A 14,740-nucleotide genomic window follows, 5' to 3' on the forward strand; every position below is an offset into this window, starting at 1 on the left:
CTTCTCCACCGCATAGGAAAGGAGCCTTCCATGGCACAGATCGGCCAGTTTACCCGCACCCCGTCCGGCTATTCCGGGCGACTCCGCACGCTCTCGCTGGACGTCGAGCTGACCTTCACGCCGTCGGAAAATGCGGACGCCGACAAGGCGCCTGCCTATCGCATCCATCTCGGCGATGAGTATGGGCCGGAAGTCGGCGCAGGCTGGAAACATTCCGGCGAGCGCGCGGGACCGTTCGTCTCCGTGCTTCTCGACGATCCAGTTTTCCAGCAGCCGATCCGCGCCCGCCTGTTCCAGTCGGACGAAGACGGCCGCGACTGGGGCTTGCACTGGACCCGCCAAAAGAAGCGCGACGAGCAGGAGTGATCATGGTCACGTCCTGCATCCGTCCCGCCTCGGGGAGATGTGGCGCCCGCCGCCGCATCCTCCTCCTTCTTCTTTCCGGCCTGTTCGTCACAGCCATTGCCCCGCTGCCCGGCCTGGCGCAGATCGCCGTGATGGGTCGTGCCGTCGCCGTGCATCCGCACGGCGCCCATATCGAAGAGGCTTCGCAGCGGTTCGGCATCCCGGCGGCATGGATCATCGCCGTGATGCAGGTCGAAAGCGCGGGCAATATGCACGCCATATCGTCTGCCGGCGCGATGGGGCTGATGCAGGTCATGCCCTCGACTTGGGCGGAGCTGCGCATCCGCCATGCTCTCGGCCGCGACCCCTTCGAGCCGCGCGACAACATCCTCGCGGGCACCGCCTACCTACGCGAGATGTGGGATCGCTACGGCAATGTTGCCGCGATGCTCGCGGCCTACAATGCCGGTCCCGGTCGCTACGATGAATACCGCGCGACGGCTCGTCCGCTGCCTGCCGAGACGCGCGCCTATGTCGCTGCTTTGACGCCGATCCTGCTCGGCGAGCGGCCTTCCGGCAGCGGCTCGACGGTCGCTCCGCCGCCCGACTGGCGCGAGGCGGCGCTCTTCGTCGCGCGTGAAATCGGCGCTTCCGCTGCCGATCCCGCGTCCCCCGACCGCACGCCGGACGATGCCCCTTCGCTCGTCCCGGCGGCACCGGACGCACTCACCGCCTTGCAGTCGGAGGGGCTGTTCGTCGCCCGCGATGCCGGTGGGGACCGGCCATGAGCAGCGGCACCGCAATTCGCATCCCATCGGGCGCTGGCGTGTCATGGAGGGCGCAGAGGGTGGCGGCAGGCACCACGACCGAAAGATGGCGAGATAAAAGGCCGCACGGTGCGGCTGTGGCGGGCGGTTGTTTTTGTTCAGGTTTCCGGCGCGTCCCGCACCGTGCGGCGCTGGCGCGCACCGTGCGCTGCGCGCTCCTCTTCCTGATTTTCCTTGATGATTTGCACCGTGCGGGGGCGCCCCATGTCCGATGACAACGAGTTCCGCATCCGTCCGGGCCGTATCCGCTCGACCCGCGCGCAACAGGCGAGGCCCTTTGTCGCCCAGGCGCTCGCCGCCGCCCAGAAAGCCGGCGGACGCGTCTCGCGCTCCGGCAAGATCACCTCGGGCAACCGCTCACGCTTCGGGCGCGGTCAGCGCGCCAGCATCCAGGCCAACCGGCTTCTCACCGGACGCTCGCGCATCGCCGTCATCAAGACCCGCGTGGTTCGCCAAACGGCACGCTCGGCTCCGCTCGGCGCACACCTTAATTATCTGCGCCGCGATGGCGTGACCCGCGACGGGGAAAAGGCGCGGATGTTCGGCCCGGAAAGGGACGACATGGATGTCGGCGCTTTCGCGGAAAAGTGCCAGGACGACAGGCATCATTTCCGCTTCATCGTCTCGCCCGAAGACGCGGTGGACATGGCCAATCTGAAGGATCACGCCCGCGAGCTGATGGGGCAGATGGAGAAGGATCTCGGCACGCGCCTCGATTGGGTCGCCGTCGATCACTGGAACACCGACAATCCCCATATCCATATCATCCTGCGCGGCCGCACCGACGATGGCCAGGACCTGGTGATTTCCCGCGACTACATCAAGGAGGGCATGCGCGCCCGTGCGCAGGATCTGGTCACGCAGGAACTCGGGCCCCGCACCGATCTGGAGATCCACCGCAATCTGGAGCGGCAGGTCGAGGCGGAACGCTGGACGCAGCTCGACCGGCAGCTTGTGCGCGACGCCGGCAAGTCCGGCATCATCGACCTTGCCCCGCTTCCCGACCGCCAGCCGGACGAGTTTCATACTCTGAAGGTGGGGCGGCTGCGAACCCTTGAAATCCGCGGGCTTGCCGAAGAGATCGGCCTCTCGCAATGGTTCATCAAGCCCGAAGCCGAAGCGGTCCTGCGTGAACTGGGCGAGCGCGGCGACATCATCAAGCGCATGCACCGTGCCCTGACCGAACGCGGCATCGAACGCGGCTCGGCCAGCTATGTCCTCGCCGGCGAAAGCCTTGACGTTCCCGTCATCGGCCGCCTGGTCGAGCGCGGCCTCGACGACGAGTTGAAGGGCACCGCTTATGCCGTGGTCGACGGCACCGACGGGCGGACCCATCACATCAAGCTGCCGCATCTCGACGCCGCCGGCGACAGTCCGCCCGGTTCCATCGTCGAGTTGCGATCCTGGGAGGACCCGCAGGGGCAGCGCCGCGTCGCGCTCGCCGTCCGCGCCGATCTCGATCTTGGTGCGCAAGTCGGCGCCTCGGGCGCGACCTGGCTCGACCGGCAGGCCATCGCCCGCGATCCGATCGCGCTGTCGGACAGCGGTTTCGGCGCTGAGGTCCGTCAGGCTCTGGACGAACGCGCTGAACATCTGATCGGCGAGGGCTTTGCCGAGCGGCAGGGCGGTCGCGTCGTCTTCGCGCGCCGGCTGCTCAGCACCTTGCGCCAACGCGAACTCGACAACCTCGGCGAGAAGCTCGCAACCGAGACCGGCATGTCCTTCGAGCGCGCAGCCAGCGGCGAATATGTCGCCGGCTCCTATCGCCAGCGTTTCGCGCTCGCCTCCGGCCGCTTCGCCATGATCGACGACGGCCTCGGCTTCCAGCTCGTGCCCTGGTCGCCCTCTCTCGAAAAACAGATCGGCCGTCACGTCTCCGGCGTAGCCCGCGATGATGGCGGCGTAGATTGGGACTTCGGGCGCAAGCGCTCCCTCGGCCTTTAGCCTCAACCAGAAAGGACCATCGCAATGTCCGCGACCAAGATCCTCTGGGGACAGATCACCATCGTCTTCCTCATCATCCTCGCCACCACCTGGGGCGCGACCCAGTATGTCGCCTCGAGCCTCGGTTATCAGGCGCAACTCGGGCCGCCCTGGTTCGTGATGTTCGGCGTGCCGATCTATTATCCGCCCGCGATCTTCTGGTGGTGGTATTTCTACGAAGCCTATGCGCCGCCGATCTTCGCCAAGGGCGGGATCATCGCGGCATCGGGCGGCTTCATCGCCATTGCCGTCGCCATCGGCATGTCGGTCTGGCGGGCGCGCGAGGCGAAAAACGTCGCCACCTATGGCTCGGCGCGATGGGCCGGGAAAGGAGAGATCAAGGCGGCGGGCCTGCTCGATCCCGATGGTGTTGTTCTCGGCCGTTACGAGAAGGACTATCTACGCCATGACGGGCCGGAGCATGTCCTGTGCTTTGCCCCGACACGTTCGGGCAAAGGCGTCGGCCTCGTCGTCCCGTCGCTGCTGACCTGGCCGGGGTCGGCCATCGTCCACGACATCAAGGGTGAGAACTGGCAGCTCACCTCCGGCTTCCGCTCGCAGCACGGCCGCGTGCTGCTCTTCGACCCGACCAACCCGAAATCCTCGGCCTACAATCCGCTGCTGGAAGTGCGCCGCGGCGAGTGGGAGGTGCGCGACGTCCAGAACATCGCCGACATCCTCGTCGATCCGGAAGGCAGTCTCGACAAGCGCAACCATTGGGAAAAGACCAGCCATTCGCTGCTGGTGGGCGCCATCCTGCATGTGCTTTACGCCGAACCCGACAAGACCCTGGCAGGTGTGGCCAAATTCCTGTCCGATCCGAAGCGCCCGGTGGATTCCACGTTGCGCGCCATGATGAAGACCGCGCATCTGGGCGAAGCGGGGCCGCACCCGGTCGTTGCCAGCGCCGCGCGCGAGCTGCGCAACAAGTCCGAGAACGAGCGCAGCGGCGTGTTGTCGACGGCGATGTCGTTTCTCGGCCTGTATCGCGATCCGGTCGTGGCCGAAGTCACACGCCGCTCCGACTGGCGCATCAGCGATATTGTGGGAGGCGATCAGCCGGTCACGCTTTACCTCGTCGTGCCGCCCTCCGACATCAACCGCACCAAGCCGCTGATGCGATTGCTGCTCAATCAGATCGGCCGTCGCCTGACCGAAGACCTGCAGGCGAACGCCGGGCGGCATCGGCTCCTTCTGATGCTGGACGAGTTTCCGGCGCTGGGCAGGCTCGATTTCTTCGAGACCGCGCTGGCTTTCATGGCCGGCTACGGTCTGAAATCATTCCTGATCGCGCAGTCGCTGAACCAGATCGAGAAAGCCTACGGGCCGAACAACTCGATCCTCGACAACTGCCATGTCCGCGTCAGCTTCGCCACCAACGACGAGCGCACGGCGAAACGGGTGTCGGATGCGCTCGGCACCGCCACCGAGATGAAGGCGATGAAGAACTATGCCGGCCATCGCCTGTCGCCCTGGCTCGGGCACCTTATGGTCTCGCGCTCGGAAACCGCGCGCCAGTTGCTGACGCCGGGCGAGATCATGCAGCTTCCCCCACATGAGGAGATCGTCATGGTGGCGGGCATCCCCCCGATCCGGGCGACGAAGGCGCGCTATTACGAGGACGCCCGGTTTCGCGAGCGCGTTCTGTCACCGCCTGAATTGAAAGGTCCCGAAGAAACGCGGCCCGACGACTGGACCAAGCTTCCGATCCCGGCGCGACCGGAAGGCGCCACGGATCACGGCGACCAGAGAACCAATGACGAAGATCCGACCGAATCCGAACGCCGATTGCAGCCTGAACTCAGCCGCGTAAAGCCCGTGGAGAAGAAAAAGCCCCTCGAGAACGAATTCGAGATCGCGCCGCCCGATGAAGTTGAGGAAGAGGCCATGCAAAATCGGCGCATGATCCGCCAGGTGCAGGGCATTGCCCGGCAGGTTGCCATGGACCCGAACGACGGCATGGAGCTGTAGCGCCATGGCCAATCTCCGGAAGAAGAAAAAACTCACCGTCTATCTGGACCCCGATGTCGAAAAAGCCCTGACCGAGTTTGCCGCGCGGCGGGACCGGTCGCAGTCGATGATCGGCGAGGCGGCCATCGCCTCATTCCTGTCTCCCGACGATGCCGAACGCCGAGAGGCGATAATCGCCAAGCGCCTCGATCGACTCGATCGCCGCATGGACCGGCTTGAACGAGACGTCGGCATCGCCGTCGAAAGCCTGGCGGTCTTCATCCGCTTCTGGGTCAACACCACACCGGCCTTGCCTGAGCCGGCGGCAAAGGCCGCGAAGGCCAAATCAGCGGAGCGATACGAGGCGTTCATCACCGCGCTCGGTCGCCGCCTCGCACAGGGACCGAAGCTGCGGCAGGAGGTGTCGGAGGATGTGACGGATCAGAGAGTTGAATTTGGCCGCCTTAGTCGTTGACACGAGTTCCCGCTCCCGGTTGGCTGAGCAGTAACAAGGATCCGCCGGAAGCGGCCTTCGCGACTGTCGCGGTCTTTGGGATTTTCGCGAATTATCCTAAGGTGATGGCTGTATATTCACTCGACTTTGGAGGAACAGCCTTGAGACTTGCCATTGCCAGCCTGTTCGCCATCGGTCTCGCCGTCCCTGCCTTCGCCCAGACGGAACCGCCCGCAGATTTTGACGAAGCCGCATGGCAGGCCGAATGGGACGCGGGCGACACGGATGGCGACGGCAAGCTGAGCCGGGAAGAGGCGAAAGCCGGGAATCCGAACATGACCGATGAAGTCTTCGACCAGATCGACACCGATGGCGACGGTTTCATCAGCCCCGCGGAAGACAAGGCCGCGCTCTTCGAAGCACGCGGCAAAACCACAAATGAATAGGGTATGGGCGGGGGCTTTTGGCGCAACGGTGTTTGTCGCGGCAGCATCCGTGGCAGGCGCGGAGGCGCCCACGTCCGCCAGACCGGCCGGGTTGCCTGAGAACTATGTTCCTGAAATCCCCTCGCATGAGATGGAGCCGGACACCGGCCCGCTTTCGGCCGCCCTACAGGAGCGTTTCCGCGACCGTATCGCCGGTATCTTCATCGAGCGCGAGCCCGATTTCCATGTCGTCGTCAGGCTAACGGGAGACCGGGATGCGGGCACGCTTCAGTACCAATTGGGCGAAGATCGGGTGCGTGTCGAAGTCCTGACAGGCGCATCCCATACCGTCGATCAACTGGTCGCCGCGTTGGATGACCGCCAGATGATTACGCGCGTTCTTCCCGATGGCTACGGCGGATATGTCGATGAGCGCACCGGATATGTGGTTCTTACGGTTCTCCCCGGAACAGAGCTTGCCGGTGGCAGCGAAGCATCCCTTTCGGCTGCTTTGGGCGTGCCGATCCGCATCATCGAAGGGGAACCCGCTACAATCGGTCCAGCACCACAGCAGCGGGAAGAGCGGTAATCCATTGCGGCCCGGATTCCGGGCCGCGACGTGTCGCAAAAATCAGTCGCACAATTTTGACTTTCGCACGCGACATTTGCGACAGAAATTCCCCTGAAAATTCAACGTTGGCCTGACCTGCTACAAAAATCAGGGATCTTCGTGACGGCTTCTCAAAACTTATCGTTGCTTCCCGCTTCTCCTTTGATCGGCCCCCATAACAGCGCGACGAGGGCGAGATTGGCGATGGCGAGAGCTGCCAGCGCCACAAGAGTTTGATCGGTGCCCCCGACCGAAAGCAGGATCGCACCCACGGTTGGGCCGGCAGCTTGGGCGACGAGACTGGGCCGGGCAAGCCGCCCCATGATCGGCGCATAGCGGGAAGGTCCGAACAGGGCGAGCGGGAGCGCACCCTTGGCGATCGAGAAGATGCCATTGCCGGCCCCGTAGAGGATGAGCGACAGGCCGATGATGAGAAAACCTGCCGCGAGCATCGTCACCCCTGCCGCGCTCAGGACGGAGGCGGCCGCGAGTGTCCAGAAGGGATGATGCCTCCCCCCGCTCGCCATTTCGCCAATTCGGCCGGCGACTTGGGCCGGGCCTATCAGCGCGCCGAGGGCTACAGCTTCGCCCAGCGACAGCCCGCGTTGCTGCAACAGGGTCAGCAGATGCACCGATATGATGGTGACGCCCAATCCGGCCAGCACCACGATCGCCATCATGATCAGATAGGCCCGGCGCTCATGGTCGCGCAGCTTGATCGCAGGAGCTTGGTCTTTGCCACCGATCGGCCTGGGCTTGCCGTTGCTCGGAAGGACCAGCAGCACGAGCGGCAGGCAGATCGCGAGATGAATGCCGGCATAGGCCATGCAGGCCCCGCGCCATCCCAGATGCTCCAGAAACAAGGCCGAGAGCGGCCAGCAGACCGTGCTTGCGAAGCCGCCCCACAAGGTCAGTGTAGTGATGGCGGATCGCGCGGAACGGCCATAATAGCCCCCGAGCGTGGCAAATGCCGCATCATAAAGGCCGGCCCCCATGCCGATACCGAGCACGATCCATCCGGCGACGAATACCCATAGGGACGGCGCAGCCGCAAGGATGACGAGGCCGGCAGCGAACAGCAGGCAAGCCAGAGCAAGGATGGGACGCCCGCCGTGCTGGCCAATGGCGTCACCCACGCGCGGGGAAACGACGCCGGCCGCGAGCAGGCCAATGGAGAGAGCGCCGACGATCCATGAAAGCGGCCAACCCGTATCGGCCGCGATCGGGGCGGCGAGAACGGCGAGCAGGTAATAGGAGCTGCCCCATGCAAATATCTGTACGATGCCGAGCGCGGAGATGACGGGCCACCTTCTCGCGTCGGGAGACAGGCCCGTTTGAGCCGGCAGGTTTGTCGTCACCGGACGCGCTTGAGCGCCATACGCTCTTCCAGCTTTTGGGCGGTTTCCTTGCGCTCGCTGTAGCGGTCGGTGAGGTAAGGAGCGACGTCGCGGGTCAGAAGCGTGAACTTCACCAGTTCCTCCATCACATCGACCACCCGGTCGTAATAGGATGAAGGCTTCATTCGACCCGCTTCGTCGAACTCCTGATATGCCTTGGCGACCGAGGACTGGTTGGGGATGGTGATCATCCGCATCCAGCGGCCGAGGACGCGAAGTTGGTTGACGGCGTTGAAACTCTGCGAGCCGCCAGAGACTTGCATCACGGCCAATGTGCGGCCCTGGGTGGGGCGAACTGCGCCAACCGCGAGCGGTATCCAGTCGATTTGCGCCTTGAGGACTCCGCTCATGGCACCGTGACGTTCGGGGCTGGTCCAGACCTGCCCTTCGGACCATTCCGAAAGTTTCCGAAGCTCCTGCACCTTCGGATGATCAACGGGCGCACCATCAGGCAGCGGCAGGCCGTGCGGATCGAACACACGGGTTTCCGCGCCGAAGTGGTTGAGGAGCCGTTCGGCTTCGAGCGTGAGCAGCTTGCTATAGGAGCGTTCACGCAACGAGCCGTAGAGCAGGAGAATGCGCGGCGGATGAGCAGAGGGCGTCGTTCGTAGGCGTTCAGCCGATGGGCTGTCGAGCACCGCGCGGACCACATTAGGAAGGTCGGAAACCGTCATGGCTTGGCCTCGGCCGGAACGGCAACGGGCGTCCCTTTCTCGGGAAACCACTTCGCGCCGAGCCTGAGCGCGACATGAACGAGCAGGATCAGTGCGGGCACTTCCACGAGCGGGCCGATGACGGCGGCGAAGGCCACCGGCGATGCGAGACCGAATGCCGCGATGGCGACCGCGATGGCCAACTCGAAATTATTGCCGGCAGCGGTGAAGGCGATGGCCGTGGTGCGCGGATAATCCGCCTCGATCAGCCGGCCCATCGCGAAGCTGATGAGGAACTGGATGACGAAATAAAGCGCCAGGGGAATGGCTATGCGCAGGACATCGAGAGGCAGCGACACCACGTCCGCGCCCTTGAGGCTGAACATGGCGACAATGGTGAACAGCAGCGCGGCTAGCGTTATGGGGCTGATGCGCGGCAGAAATTCGTGCTCATACCAGCCCGCGCCTTTGCGAGCGATGAGGATGCGGCGCGTCAGGAACCCGGCGAGGAAGGGAATGCCGAGATAGATCAGCACCGCTTCGGTAATGGTCCAGAAGCTCACGTCTATGACGCTGCCCTCAAGGCCGAAGAGGGGTGGCAAGACGGAAAGGAAAAACCACGCATAGGTGGAGAAGAACAGAATCTGGAATATCGAGTTGAAGGCAACCAGACCGGCGACATATTGATTGTCGCCGCGCGCGAGTTGGTTCCAGACCAGCACCATAGCGATGCAGCGGGCGAGTCCGATCAGGATCAGTCCTGTCATGTATTCCGGGTGGTCGCGCAGGAAGATCACGGCCAGCGCGAACATCAGCGTCGGGCCGATGATCCAGTTTTGTACCAGCGAAAGGATCAGCACTCGCTTGTCGGAAAAGACCCGGTGCAGTTCTTCGTAGCGCACCTTGGCGAGCGGCGGATACATCATCAGGATCAGGCCGATGGCGATCGGTATGTTGGTGGTGCCGACCGACATGGCGTTGAGAGCTTCCGGCAAGCCGGTGAATATCGTGCCCAGCACGACGCCGAGTGCCATCGCGGCGAAAATCCACACCGTCAGATAGCGGTCGAGGAAACCAAGGCGGGAAGCTGGCTTGAGGGAAGCCATCAGTATTCTCCAATCGCAGGCTGAAAGTCAGGCGGAAGCAACGCGCCGTCCATGTTCGTCAATGATCCGCTCGCCATCCTCTTTGACGAACTCGCCCCGTTGTGGGGGCAGCAGATCAAGAACGGCTTCGGACGGTCGGCAGAGCTTGACCCCTTGGGGGGTGACGACGAGGGGGCGATTGATGAGGATCGGGTGCGCCATCATGGCGTCGAGCAATGCGTCATCGCTCAATTCTGGATCGCCAAGGCCGAGGTCGGCATAGGGCGTTCCTTTCTCCCGCAAGATCGAGCGGGCCGTCAGGCTGGCGCGCTCGATGAGTTGCGCGAGCAGCGCCCGTGAGGGCGGGGTTTTCAGATATTCGATGATATGCGGCTCGACGCCGGAATTGCGGATCAGGCCGAGCGTATTGCGCGAGGTGCCGCAATCGGGATTGTGGTAGACAATGACATCCATGGATTGCCTCACGCCGCGCCAGAGCGGGGCGAGGCTGCCCCTTCGGATTGACCGATTTCGTTGAGCTTCATATTGAGCGACGATTTATCGAGGCTGGCGACGGGCAAGGCCACGAAGACCGAAATCCGGGTTTTCATGTAGCGAAACGCCGTGACAAAAGCCGCCATGCGCTGAATCTCGGTGCCCTCGACGGTGGCGGGGTCTTCGATACCCCAATGCGCGGTCATCGGCTGGCCCGGCCAGACCGGACAGGCTTCGCCGGCCGCGTTGTCGCAGACGGTGAACACGAAATCCATCACCGGCGCGTCGGGGCCGGAGAATTCTTCCCATCCTTTCGATCGGAAGCCTTCAGCCGGGTAGTCGTAGCTTTCGAGTACCTTCAGGGCGAGCGGGTTCACTTCGCCTTTGGGCTGGCTTCCAGCCGAATAGGCCCGGAAGCGACCCGCACCATCCTTGTTCAAGATGCTTTCGGCAAGGATCGAGCGGGCGGAATTTCCGGTGCAAAGAAACAGCACGTTGAAGATTCTATCGGAGTGATTGGCCATAGGCTCAGGCATGGGTGACGCCTTTCGTCGGTTTGCAGCAGGACAGCGCGGCGACTGCCGGGTTGCACACGTCCGGGTGGCCTTGGCAGCAATCGCGCATGAGAAATTCGAGCAGGCCGGACAGCGCCGGATAGGAGGCGCTGTAGATGATCGAGCGCCCGTCGCGCCGCGACTCGATGAGGTCGGCTTGTTCAAGGTGGCTCAGGTGGAAGGACATGCGCGACGACGATGCGCCGTCCATCGCTTCCCCGATCGCGCCGGCCGGCATCCCTTCCGGGCCGGCCGTCACCAGCAGGCGCACGATGCGCAGCCGGGTTTCCTGCGAGAGCGCCGCGAAGGCAGAGAGGGCTTGCTTTTCGTTCATGTATGCCTCAACATCTCAAGAGTAGTTGAATCATGGATACACGGACATGAACGCTTACGCCAGCCCCTTAATCACAGAATTTCCTGATGTTGCCTCGCTCGGGGCGATCCTCGATATTTTGGAGGGCCATGCCGACAAGGTTCTTGTGCTCGCCTATGGCGACGGGCAGCAGGTGCAGGCCGGCTATCACATCACGGAGGTCAAGGCCGGTTCCTTCGTCACGCTCGATTGCGGCGGCAATCCCGATGCGTGGCGGGAGACGGTCTTGCAGGTCGAGGATATTCCCCCGACCGAAGGCAGCATGCCGATGACCGTCGCCAAGTTCCGGTCAATCTTGGGAAAGGTCGGCAGCAGGGTCCAGCTTGACACGGACGCGCGGTTGACATGGGAGGTGAGCCGGCCCGGTGAGCCGATGCAGGTCTATGACGGGGCCGGAATCGAGATCGAGAAAGACCGGACGATTGTGCGTCTCAGCCCGCGCCCCGCAATCTGCAAGCCGAGGCATCGCGCGCAGCAGACGAGAGCGTCTGCCTGCTGCGGCTAAGCCCGCCCGAGCCATTGCCATGTCGCACTACTTCTAAAGCCCGCTACGTTGCAGGTTCCGGGAATTTTGCGGCGATAGTTTCGGATAGCTGGCGAGGACTTCTGTTCATGCAGCCTTTGTTTTGCCTCGTGCCAGAACGCTCTCCACCAGCAAAAGCCCGACCCCACAGACAATCGCCACGTCGGCAAGGTTGAAGGCGGGCCAATGATAGCTGCCAATGTAAAAATCCAGGAAATCCGCCACCGCACCCTGCCGCAGCCGGTCGAGCAGATTGCCGAGCGCCCCCCCAACCACGAGCCCGAGGGCGGATGCCGTCAGGCGGCTGTCGCTTCGATGGATCCAGACAAGGAGGCCAGCGACTATAGCGAGCGTGAACGCCATCAGGAGCCAAGCCGGCGCCTGGCCGAACAATCCGAAGCTCACGCCGGTATTGAAGCCGAGCACGAGATTAAAGAAGCCGGTGACGGGGATGACCTGAGGCGGGTTCATAACATGGTTCAGGACCCACCACTTCGTCGCCTGATCAAGGAAAAATCCGCCAAGGGCGATGGGAAGGCCGAGCCTGAGCATGTCCAAATGTCCTTTAAACTCCGGCTTAGCCGATCCGGCCGAGGGCCGGGAAAGTCTGGAGCAGCCATATCGCAAAGCTGGTTAGATGGCCGGTGATCATGGCGATGCCCATCACCACCATCACCCCACCAGCGACGATTTTGAGCACCCGGCCAGTACGGCGCATCGACATCATCCGCGCCATGAACCCGCGCATGAACAAAGCGGCCAAGATGAAAGGGAGGCCAAGGCCGAGCGAGTAGACGGCGAGCAGCGTCGTTCCGCTTGCGACCGTGGCGTTGGCGGCGGACAGGGTCAGAATCGCGCCCAGCACTGGTCCGATGCAGGGAGTCCAGCCGAACGCGAAAGCGAGACCGAGGAGATAAGCCGCGCCGGCGCTTCCGCTGCCCGGATTGGCATGGAACCGCGCTTCACGATTGAGCCAGGGCATTGGTACGAGGCCTGTCGTGAACAGACCGAAGAGGACGACGATTACGCCTCCGATCAGGTTCGCTTCGAAAAGATACATGCGCAGGAGCCGGCTCAACACGGTTGCGCTGGCCCCAAGGAGGACGAACACGGTCGTAAAGCCGAGCACGAAGCAGAGGCTGAGGCCGAGAGTTCGGCTTGCCGCCTTGAATTCGGCATCGGCCGCAGTGCCATCCGGGCTAATCGTGCGGCCTGCGACGTAGGAGATATAGCCCGGCACCAGCGGAAGGACGCAGGGCGACAGGAAGGATACGACACCTGCGGCGAAAGCCGTCGCTATTCCGATACTGGAGAACTCCATCAGCCAATCTCGCCCGCCAGGCGGCGGAGCTTCTGCAATCGAATCTCACGCGGCTCGTGCATGTCGAGCGTGCCGACGAATTGGCTCTCGGCATCCATCAGGTAAACGCCGGCGGTATGATCCATTGTGTATTCGCCCCCTTCCAGAGGCACTTTTCGCGCATAGGCCGCAAAGGCCTTCACCACAGCGTCCGTTTCCTGTCGGTTTCCCCGCAGTGCGAGGATGCGGTTATCAAAGGCTGTCATGTACTGAGCCAGCAATTCTTGTGTGTCCCGTTCGGGATCGACGGTGAAGAACAGGACGTTGAACTGGTCGGCCACCGGCCCGAGCTCGTTCATGAGATCGCTCAGTTCATAGAGCGTCGTCGGGCACACATCGGGACAATGGGTGAAGCCGAAGAAGGCGAGATAAGGCTTTCCGGCCAGCGCAGCATTGTCGATCGTTTCGCCTCGATGGGATGTGAGCTGGAACGGGCCGCCGATGGCTGCCGTGCCTGTCGAGGACGCGACCGCCACGGTTTGCTGTTGCCAAGGCTTGGATACGGACAGGCCGATGAAAAGCCCGCCGACAGCGGCGACGGCAACCCATGCAACAAGGCGGAAAAGTTTGACGCCGCTCATTGGACAGCCTCTCCGTGTCCGTCATGTTCGTTCGCAGATTCCGGACGAGCGCCCATGTTCTGCACAACGAACTCAACGTCGATCGCACCGGCCTGCTCGAACACAAGAGTCGCGGCAAACCGCTTCCCATCCTTCAAAGGGCGCGATGGCTTCAAGAACATGATGTGCATACCGCCAGGTTGAAGCTCGACGGTCTCGCCAGCTCCAATTTCGATGCCATTTTGCACAGGCCTCATGCTGGCAACCCCATCGCTCACGGTCGACTCATGGATTTCCACCCGGTCTGACAGAGGTGATGAGATTGAAACCAGGCGATCGGCCATATCGCCATCGTTTGTCAGCGTCAGATAGCCGCCGGCTACCGGCGTGACCGGCGGAGTCGCGCGTGACCACGGGTGATTGATGGTGATCGAACCAGCTTGGAAGTCGTGACCCACAGCAGGAGAGATCGACACTGCAAGGGCAAGGAAGGCGGCGGATAGGGCTCGCAAACTAGTCATGTTCCTTTTCTCCTTTTCCAGCTTCGCCGGCCTTCTCAAGGATTTCGAAGCCGCTTCTGACAACGACTACAACCACACCCAAGCCAATGATCAGATCCGGATAAGGCGAATTGAAAAGAATTACTGCAAGACCAGAAACAGCGATCGCCGAGTTCACGAGCATATCGTTTGTCGTGAATATCCATGAGGCTTGCAGATGCACGCCACTTTCCCGATGTGATTTCAGGAACCACATGCAGATCATATTCGTAAGCGCGCTCGCGATTGCCACGGCGATCATGACCGGCCCGATCGGATCGGAGCCAGTGAAGAAGCGTCGGCCAACCTCAAACAGAAGCAAACCGGCGAATACTATCAGGAGCATACCCGACAGCCGCGCAACGCGAACCTTCGCCGCCAAACCGCGACCTACGACGAAAAGGCTGATGGCGTAGACACCGGCATCGCCAAGATTATCGAGTGCAGAGCCCATCAATCCTGTTGACTGAGCCCACCAACCTAATCCTCCCACAATGGCTGCCTGGGCAGTATTAATCGCAAGTACCCATGCGAGCGCCCATTGTTCGCTCTTCTCGGATGAATTGGCACTGCCCTGGGACTGATTACTCATAAATTATACCTCGGC

19 protein-coding genes are annotated in these 14,740 nt (G+C 62.6%); 8 read left to right on the forward strand and 11 right to left on the reverse strand.

The genetic code is table 11. From position 1 onward, the window contains the following. Positions 1-30: 30 nt before the first annotated feature. From ACX82Z_RS04310 to ACX82Z_RS04340, 7 genes are all read left to right on the forward strand, one after another. Entirely contained in the window at positions 31-366 is a 336-nt protein-coding gene (locus ACX82Z_RS04310; protein WP_012092633.1) for a DUF736 domain-containing protein, read from the forward strand. A gap of 2 nt (positions 367-368) precedes the next feature. Further along, on the forward strand, positions 369-1,133 hold the full coding sequence (locus tag ACX82Z_RS04315) for a lytic transglycosylase domain-containing protein (RefSeq protein ID WP_012092634.1): 765 nt from the start codon (positions 369-371) through the stop codon (positions 1,131-1,133). Positions 1,134-1,376: 243 nt separating this feature from the next. Next, a complete protein-coding gene (locus ACX82Z_RS04320) occupies positions 1,377-3,116 on the forward strand; it encodes a relaxase/mobilization nuclease domain-containing protein (protein ID WP_037092212.1) in 1,740 nt (579 codons plus the stop codon). A 24-nt stretch (positions 3,117-3,140) separates the two neighbouring features. Then, positions 3,141-5,126 carry a conjugal transfer protein TraG gene (locus ACX82Z_RS04325; RefSeq protein WP_012092636.1) on the forward strand — a complete coding sequence of 662 codons (1,986 nt, stop codon included), beginning with the start codon at positions 3,141-3,143 and terminating at the stop codon, positions 5,124-5,126. A 4-nt stretch (positions 5,127-5,130) separates the two neighbouring features. Further along, complete coding sequence (locus ACX82Z_RS04330; protein ID WP_012092637.1) at positions 5,131-5,580, forward strand: ribbon-helix-helix domain-containing protein; 450 nt, start codon at positions 5,131-5,133, stop codon at positions 5,578-5,580. Further along, complete coding sequence (locus ACX82Z_RS04335; RefSeq protein WP_034658497.1) at positions 5,577-6,005, forward strand: EF-hand domain-containing protein; 429 nt, start codon at positions 5,577-5,579, stop codon at positions 6,003-6,005. Before ACX82Z_RS04330 ends, ACX82Z_RS04335 begins: the two co-directional genes overlap by 4 nt. Continuing rightward, positions 5,998-6,573: a hypothetical protein gene (locus tag ACX82Z_RS04340; RefSeq protein WP_028034399.1), complete on the forward strand. Its 576-nt coding sequence runs from the start codon at positions 5,998-6,000 to the stop codon at positions 6,571-6,573. Before ACX82Z_RS04335 ends, ACX82Z_RS04340 begins: the two co-directional genes overlap by 8 nt. Before the next feature lie 152 nt (positions 6,574-6,725). On the opposite strand, the gene ACX82Z_RS04345 is transcribed toward ACX82Z_RS04340, so the two are convergent. Genes ACX82Z_RS04345 through ACX82Z_RS04370 form a run of 6 tightly spaced genes read right to left on the reverse strand, consistent with a single transcriptional unit; the run spans position 6,726 to position 11,112 of the window. After that, positions 6,726-7,922: an MFS transporter gene (locus ACX82Z_RS04345; protein WP_049768451.1), complete on the reverse strand. Its 1,197-nt coding sequence runs from the start codon at positions 7,920-7,922 to the stop codon at positions 6,726-6,728. 26 nt (positions 7,923-7,948) lie between these two features. Next, positions 7,949-8,665: an arsenical resistance protein ArsH gene (gene arsH, locus ACX82Z_RS04350; protein WP_012092640.1), complete on the reverse strand. Its 717-nt coding sequence runs from the start codon at positions 8,663-8,665 to the stop codon at positions 7,949-7,951. Next, positions 8,662-9,750: an ACR3 family arsenite efflux transporter gene (gene arsB, locus ACX82Z_RS04355; protein ID WP_012092641.1), complete on the reverse strand. Its 1,089-nt coding sequence runs from the start codon at positions 9,748-9,750 to the stop codon at positions 8,662-8,664. Before arsB ends, arsH begins: the two co-directional genes overlap by 4 nt. Positions 9,751-9,777: 27 nt before the next feature. After that, a complete protein-coding gene (gene arsC / locus ACX82Z_RS04360; RefSeq protein WP_012092642.1) occupies positions 9,778-10,203 on the reverse strand; it encodes an arsenate reductase (glutaredoxin) in 426 nt (141 codons plus the stop codon). Between the two features lie 8 nt (positions 10,204-10,211). Next, positions 10,212-10,760, reverse strand: coding sequence for an arsenate reductase ArsC (locus tag ACX82Z_RS04365; protein WP_012092643.1), 549 nt, complete (start codon positions 10,758-10,760; stop codon positions 10,212-10,214). Further along, positions 10,753-11,112, reverse strand: coding sequence for an ArsR/SmtB family transcription factor (locus ACX82Z_RS04370; RefSeq protein ID WP_012092644.1), 360 nt, complete (start codon positions 11,110-11,112; stop codon positions 10,753-10,755). The genes ACX82Z_RS04365 and ACX82Z_RS04370 overlap by 8 nt, the downstream gene beginning before the upstream one ends. A gap of 46 nt (positions 11,113-11,158) precedes the next feature. Here ACX82Z_RS04370 and ACX82Z_RS04375 point away from each other — a divergent pair, with 46 nt between their 5' ends. Continuing rightward, the gene (locus tag ACX82Z_RS04375) at positions 11,159-11,656 is read left to right on the forward strand and encodes a DUF6428 family protein (protein WP_012092645.1); all 498 of its coding nucleotides are present in this window, start codon (positions 11,159-11,161) and stop codon (positions 11,654-11,656) included. 105 nt (positions 11,657-11,761) lie between these two features. Here ACX82Z_RS04375 and lspA read toward each other — a convergent pair whose 3' ends face one another. From lspA to ACX82Z_RS04400, 5 genes are read right to left on the reverse strand one after another with little or no spacing between them, the layout of a single operon-like run. Further along, positions 11,762-12,226, reverse strand: coding sequence for a signal peptidase II (gene lspA, locus ACX82Z_RS04380; protein ID WP_012092646.1), 465 nt, complete (start codon positions 12,224-12,226; stop codon positions 11,762-11,764). A gap of 25 nt (positions 12,227-12,251) precedes the next feature. Then, a complete protein-coding gene (locus ACX82Z_RS04385; protein WP_012092647.1) occupies positions 12,252-12,995 on the reverse strand; it encodes a cytochrome c biogenesis CcdA family protein in 744 nt (247 codons plus the stop codon). Beyond that, entirely contained in the window at positions 12,995-13,615 is a 621-nt protein-coding gene (locus ACX82Z_RS04390) for an SCO family protein (protein ID WP_012092648.1), read from the reverse strand. Before ACX82Z_RS04390 ends, ACX82Z_RS04385 begins: the two co-directional genes overlap by 1 nt. After that, complete coding sequence (locus tag ACX82Z_RS04395) at positions 13,612-14,115, reverse strand: copper chaperone PCu(A)C (protein ID WP_459586845.1); 504 nt, start codon at positions 14,113-14,115, stop codon at positions 13,612-13,614. The genes ACX82Z_RS04390 and ACX82Z_RS04395 overlap by 4 nt, the downstream gene beginning before the upstream one ends. Next, on the reverse strand, positions 14,108-14,725 hold the full coding sequence (locus ACX82Z_RS04400; RefSeq protein WP_012092650.1) for a cation transporter: 618 nt from the start codon (positions 14,723-14,725) through the stop codon (positions 14,108-14,110). Before ACX82Z_RS04400 ends, ACX82Z_RS04395 begins: the two co-directional genes overlap by 8 nt. Between the last annotated feature and the right edge of the window lie 15 nt (positions 14,726-14,740).

The organism is Aliihoeflea sp. PC F10.4, from assembly GCF_054612275.1.

Excerpts from the sequence above, each read along its gene's own strand:
- ACX82Z_RS04385 (WP_012092647.1), bottom strand. The coding sequence starts at position 12,995 with ATGGAGTTCTCCAGTATCGGAATAGCGACGGCTTTCGCCGCAGGTGTC.
- ACX82Z_RS04370 (WP_012092644.1), bottom strand. The coding sequence starts at position 11,112 with ATGAACGAAAAGCAAGCCCTCTCTGCCTTCGCGGCGCTCTCGCAGGAA.
- ACX82Z_RS04325 (WP_012092636.1), top strand. The coding sequence starts at position 3,141 with ATGTCCGCGACCAAGATCCTCTGGGGACAGATCACCATCGTCTTCCTC.
- ACX82Z_RS04365 (WP_012092643.1), bottom strand. The coding sequence starts at position 10,760 with ATGCCTGAGCCTATGGCCAATCACTCCGATAGAATCTTCAACGTGCTG.
- arsH (WP_012092640.1), bottom strand. The coding sequence starts at position 8,665 with ATGACGGTTTCCGACCTTCCTAATGTGGTCCGCGCGGTGCTCGACAGC.
- arsC (WP_012092642.1), bottom strand. The coding sequence starts at position 10,203 with ATGGATGTCATTGTCTACCACAATCCCGATTGCGGCACCTCGCGCAAT.
- ACX82Z_RS04395 (WP_459586845.1), bottom strand. The coding sequence starts at position 14,115 with ATGACTAGTTTGCGAGCCCTATCCGCCGCCTTCCTTGCCCTTGCAGTG.
- ACX82Z_RS04310 (WP_012092633.1), top strand. The coding sequence starts at position 31 with ATGGCACAGATCGGCCAGTTTACCCGCACCCCGTCCGGCTATTCCGGG.
- ACX82Z_RS04330 (WP_012092637.1), top strand. The coding sequence starts at position 5,131 with ATGGCCAATCTCCGGAAGAAGAAAAAACTCACCGTCTATCTGGACCCC.
- arsB (WP_012092641.1), bottom strand. The coding sequence starts at position 9,750 with ATGGCTTCCCTCAAGCCAGCTTCCCGCCTTGGTTTCCTCGACCGCTAT.
- ACX82Z_RS04400 (WP_012092650.1), bottom strand. The coding sequence starts at position 14,725 with ATGAGTAATCAGTCCCAGGGCAGTGCCAATTCATCCGAGAAGAGCGAA.
- ACX82Z_RS04320 (WP_037092212.1), top strand. The coding sequence starts at position 1,377 with ATGTCCGATGACAACGAGTTCCGCATCCGTCCGGGCCGTATCCGCTCG.
- lspA (WP_012092646.1), bottom strand. The coding sequence starts at position 12,226 with ATGCTCAGGCTCGGCCTTCCCATCGCCCTTGGCGGATTTTTCCTTGAT.
- ACX82Z_RS04375 (WP_012092645.1), top strand. The coding sequence starts at position 11,159 with ATGAACGCTTACGCCAGCCCCTTAATCACAGAATTTCCTGATGTTGCC.
- ACX82Z_RS04340 (WP_028034399.1), top strand. The coding sequence starts at position 5,998 with ATGAATAGGGTATGGGCGGGGGCTTTTGGCGCAACGGTGTTTGTCGCG.
- ACX82Z_RS04315 (WP_012092634.1), top strand. The coding sequence starts at position 369 with ATGGTCACGTCCTGCATCCGTCCCGCCTCGGGGAGATGTGGCGCCCGC.
- ACX82Z_RS04390 (WP_012092648.1), bottom strand. The coding sequence starts at position 13,615 with ATGAGCGGCGTCAAACTTTTCCGCCTTGTTGCATGGGTTGCCGTCGCC.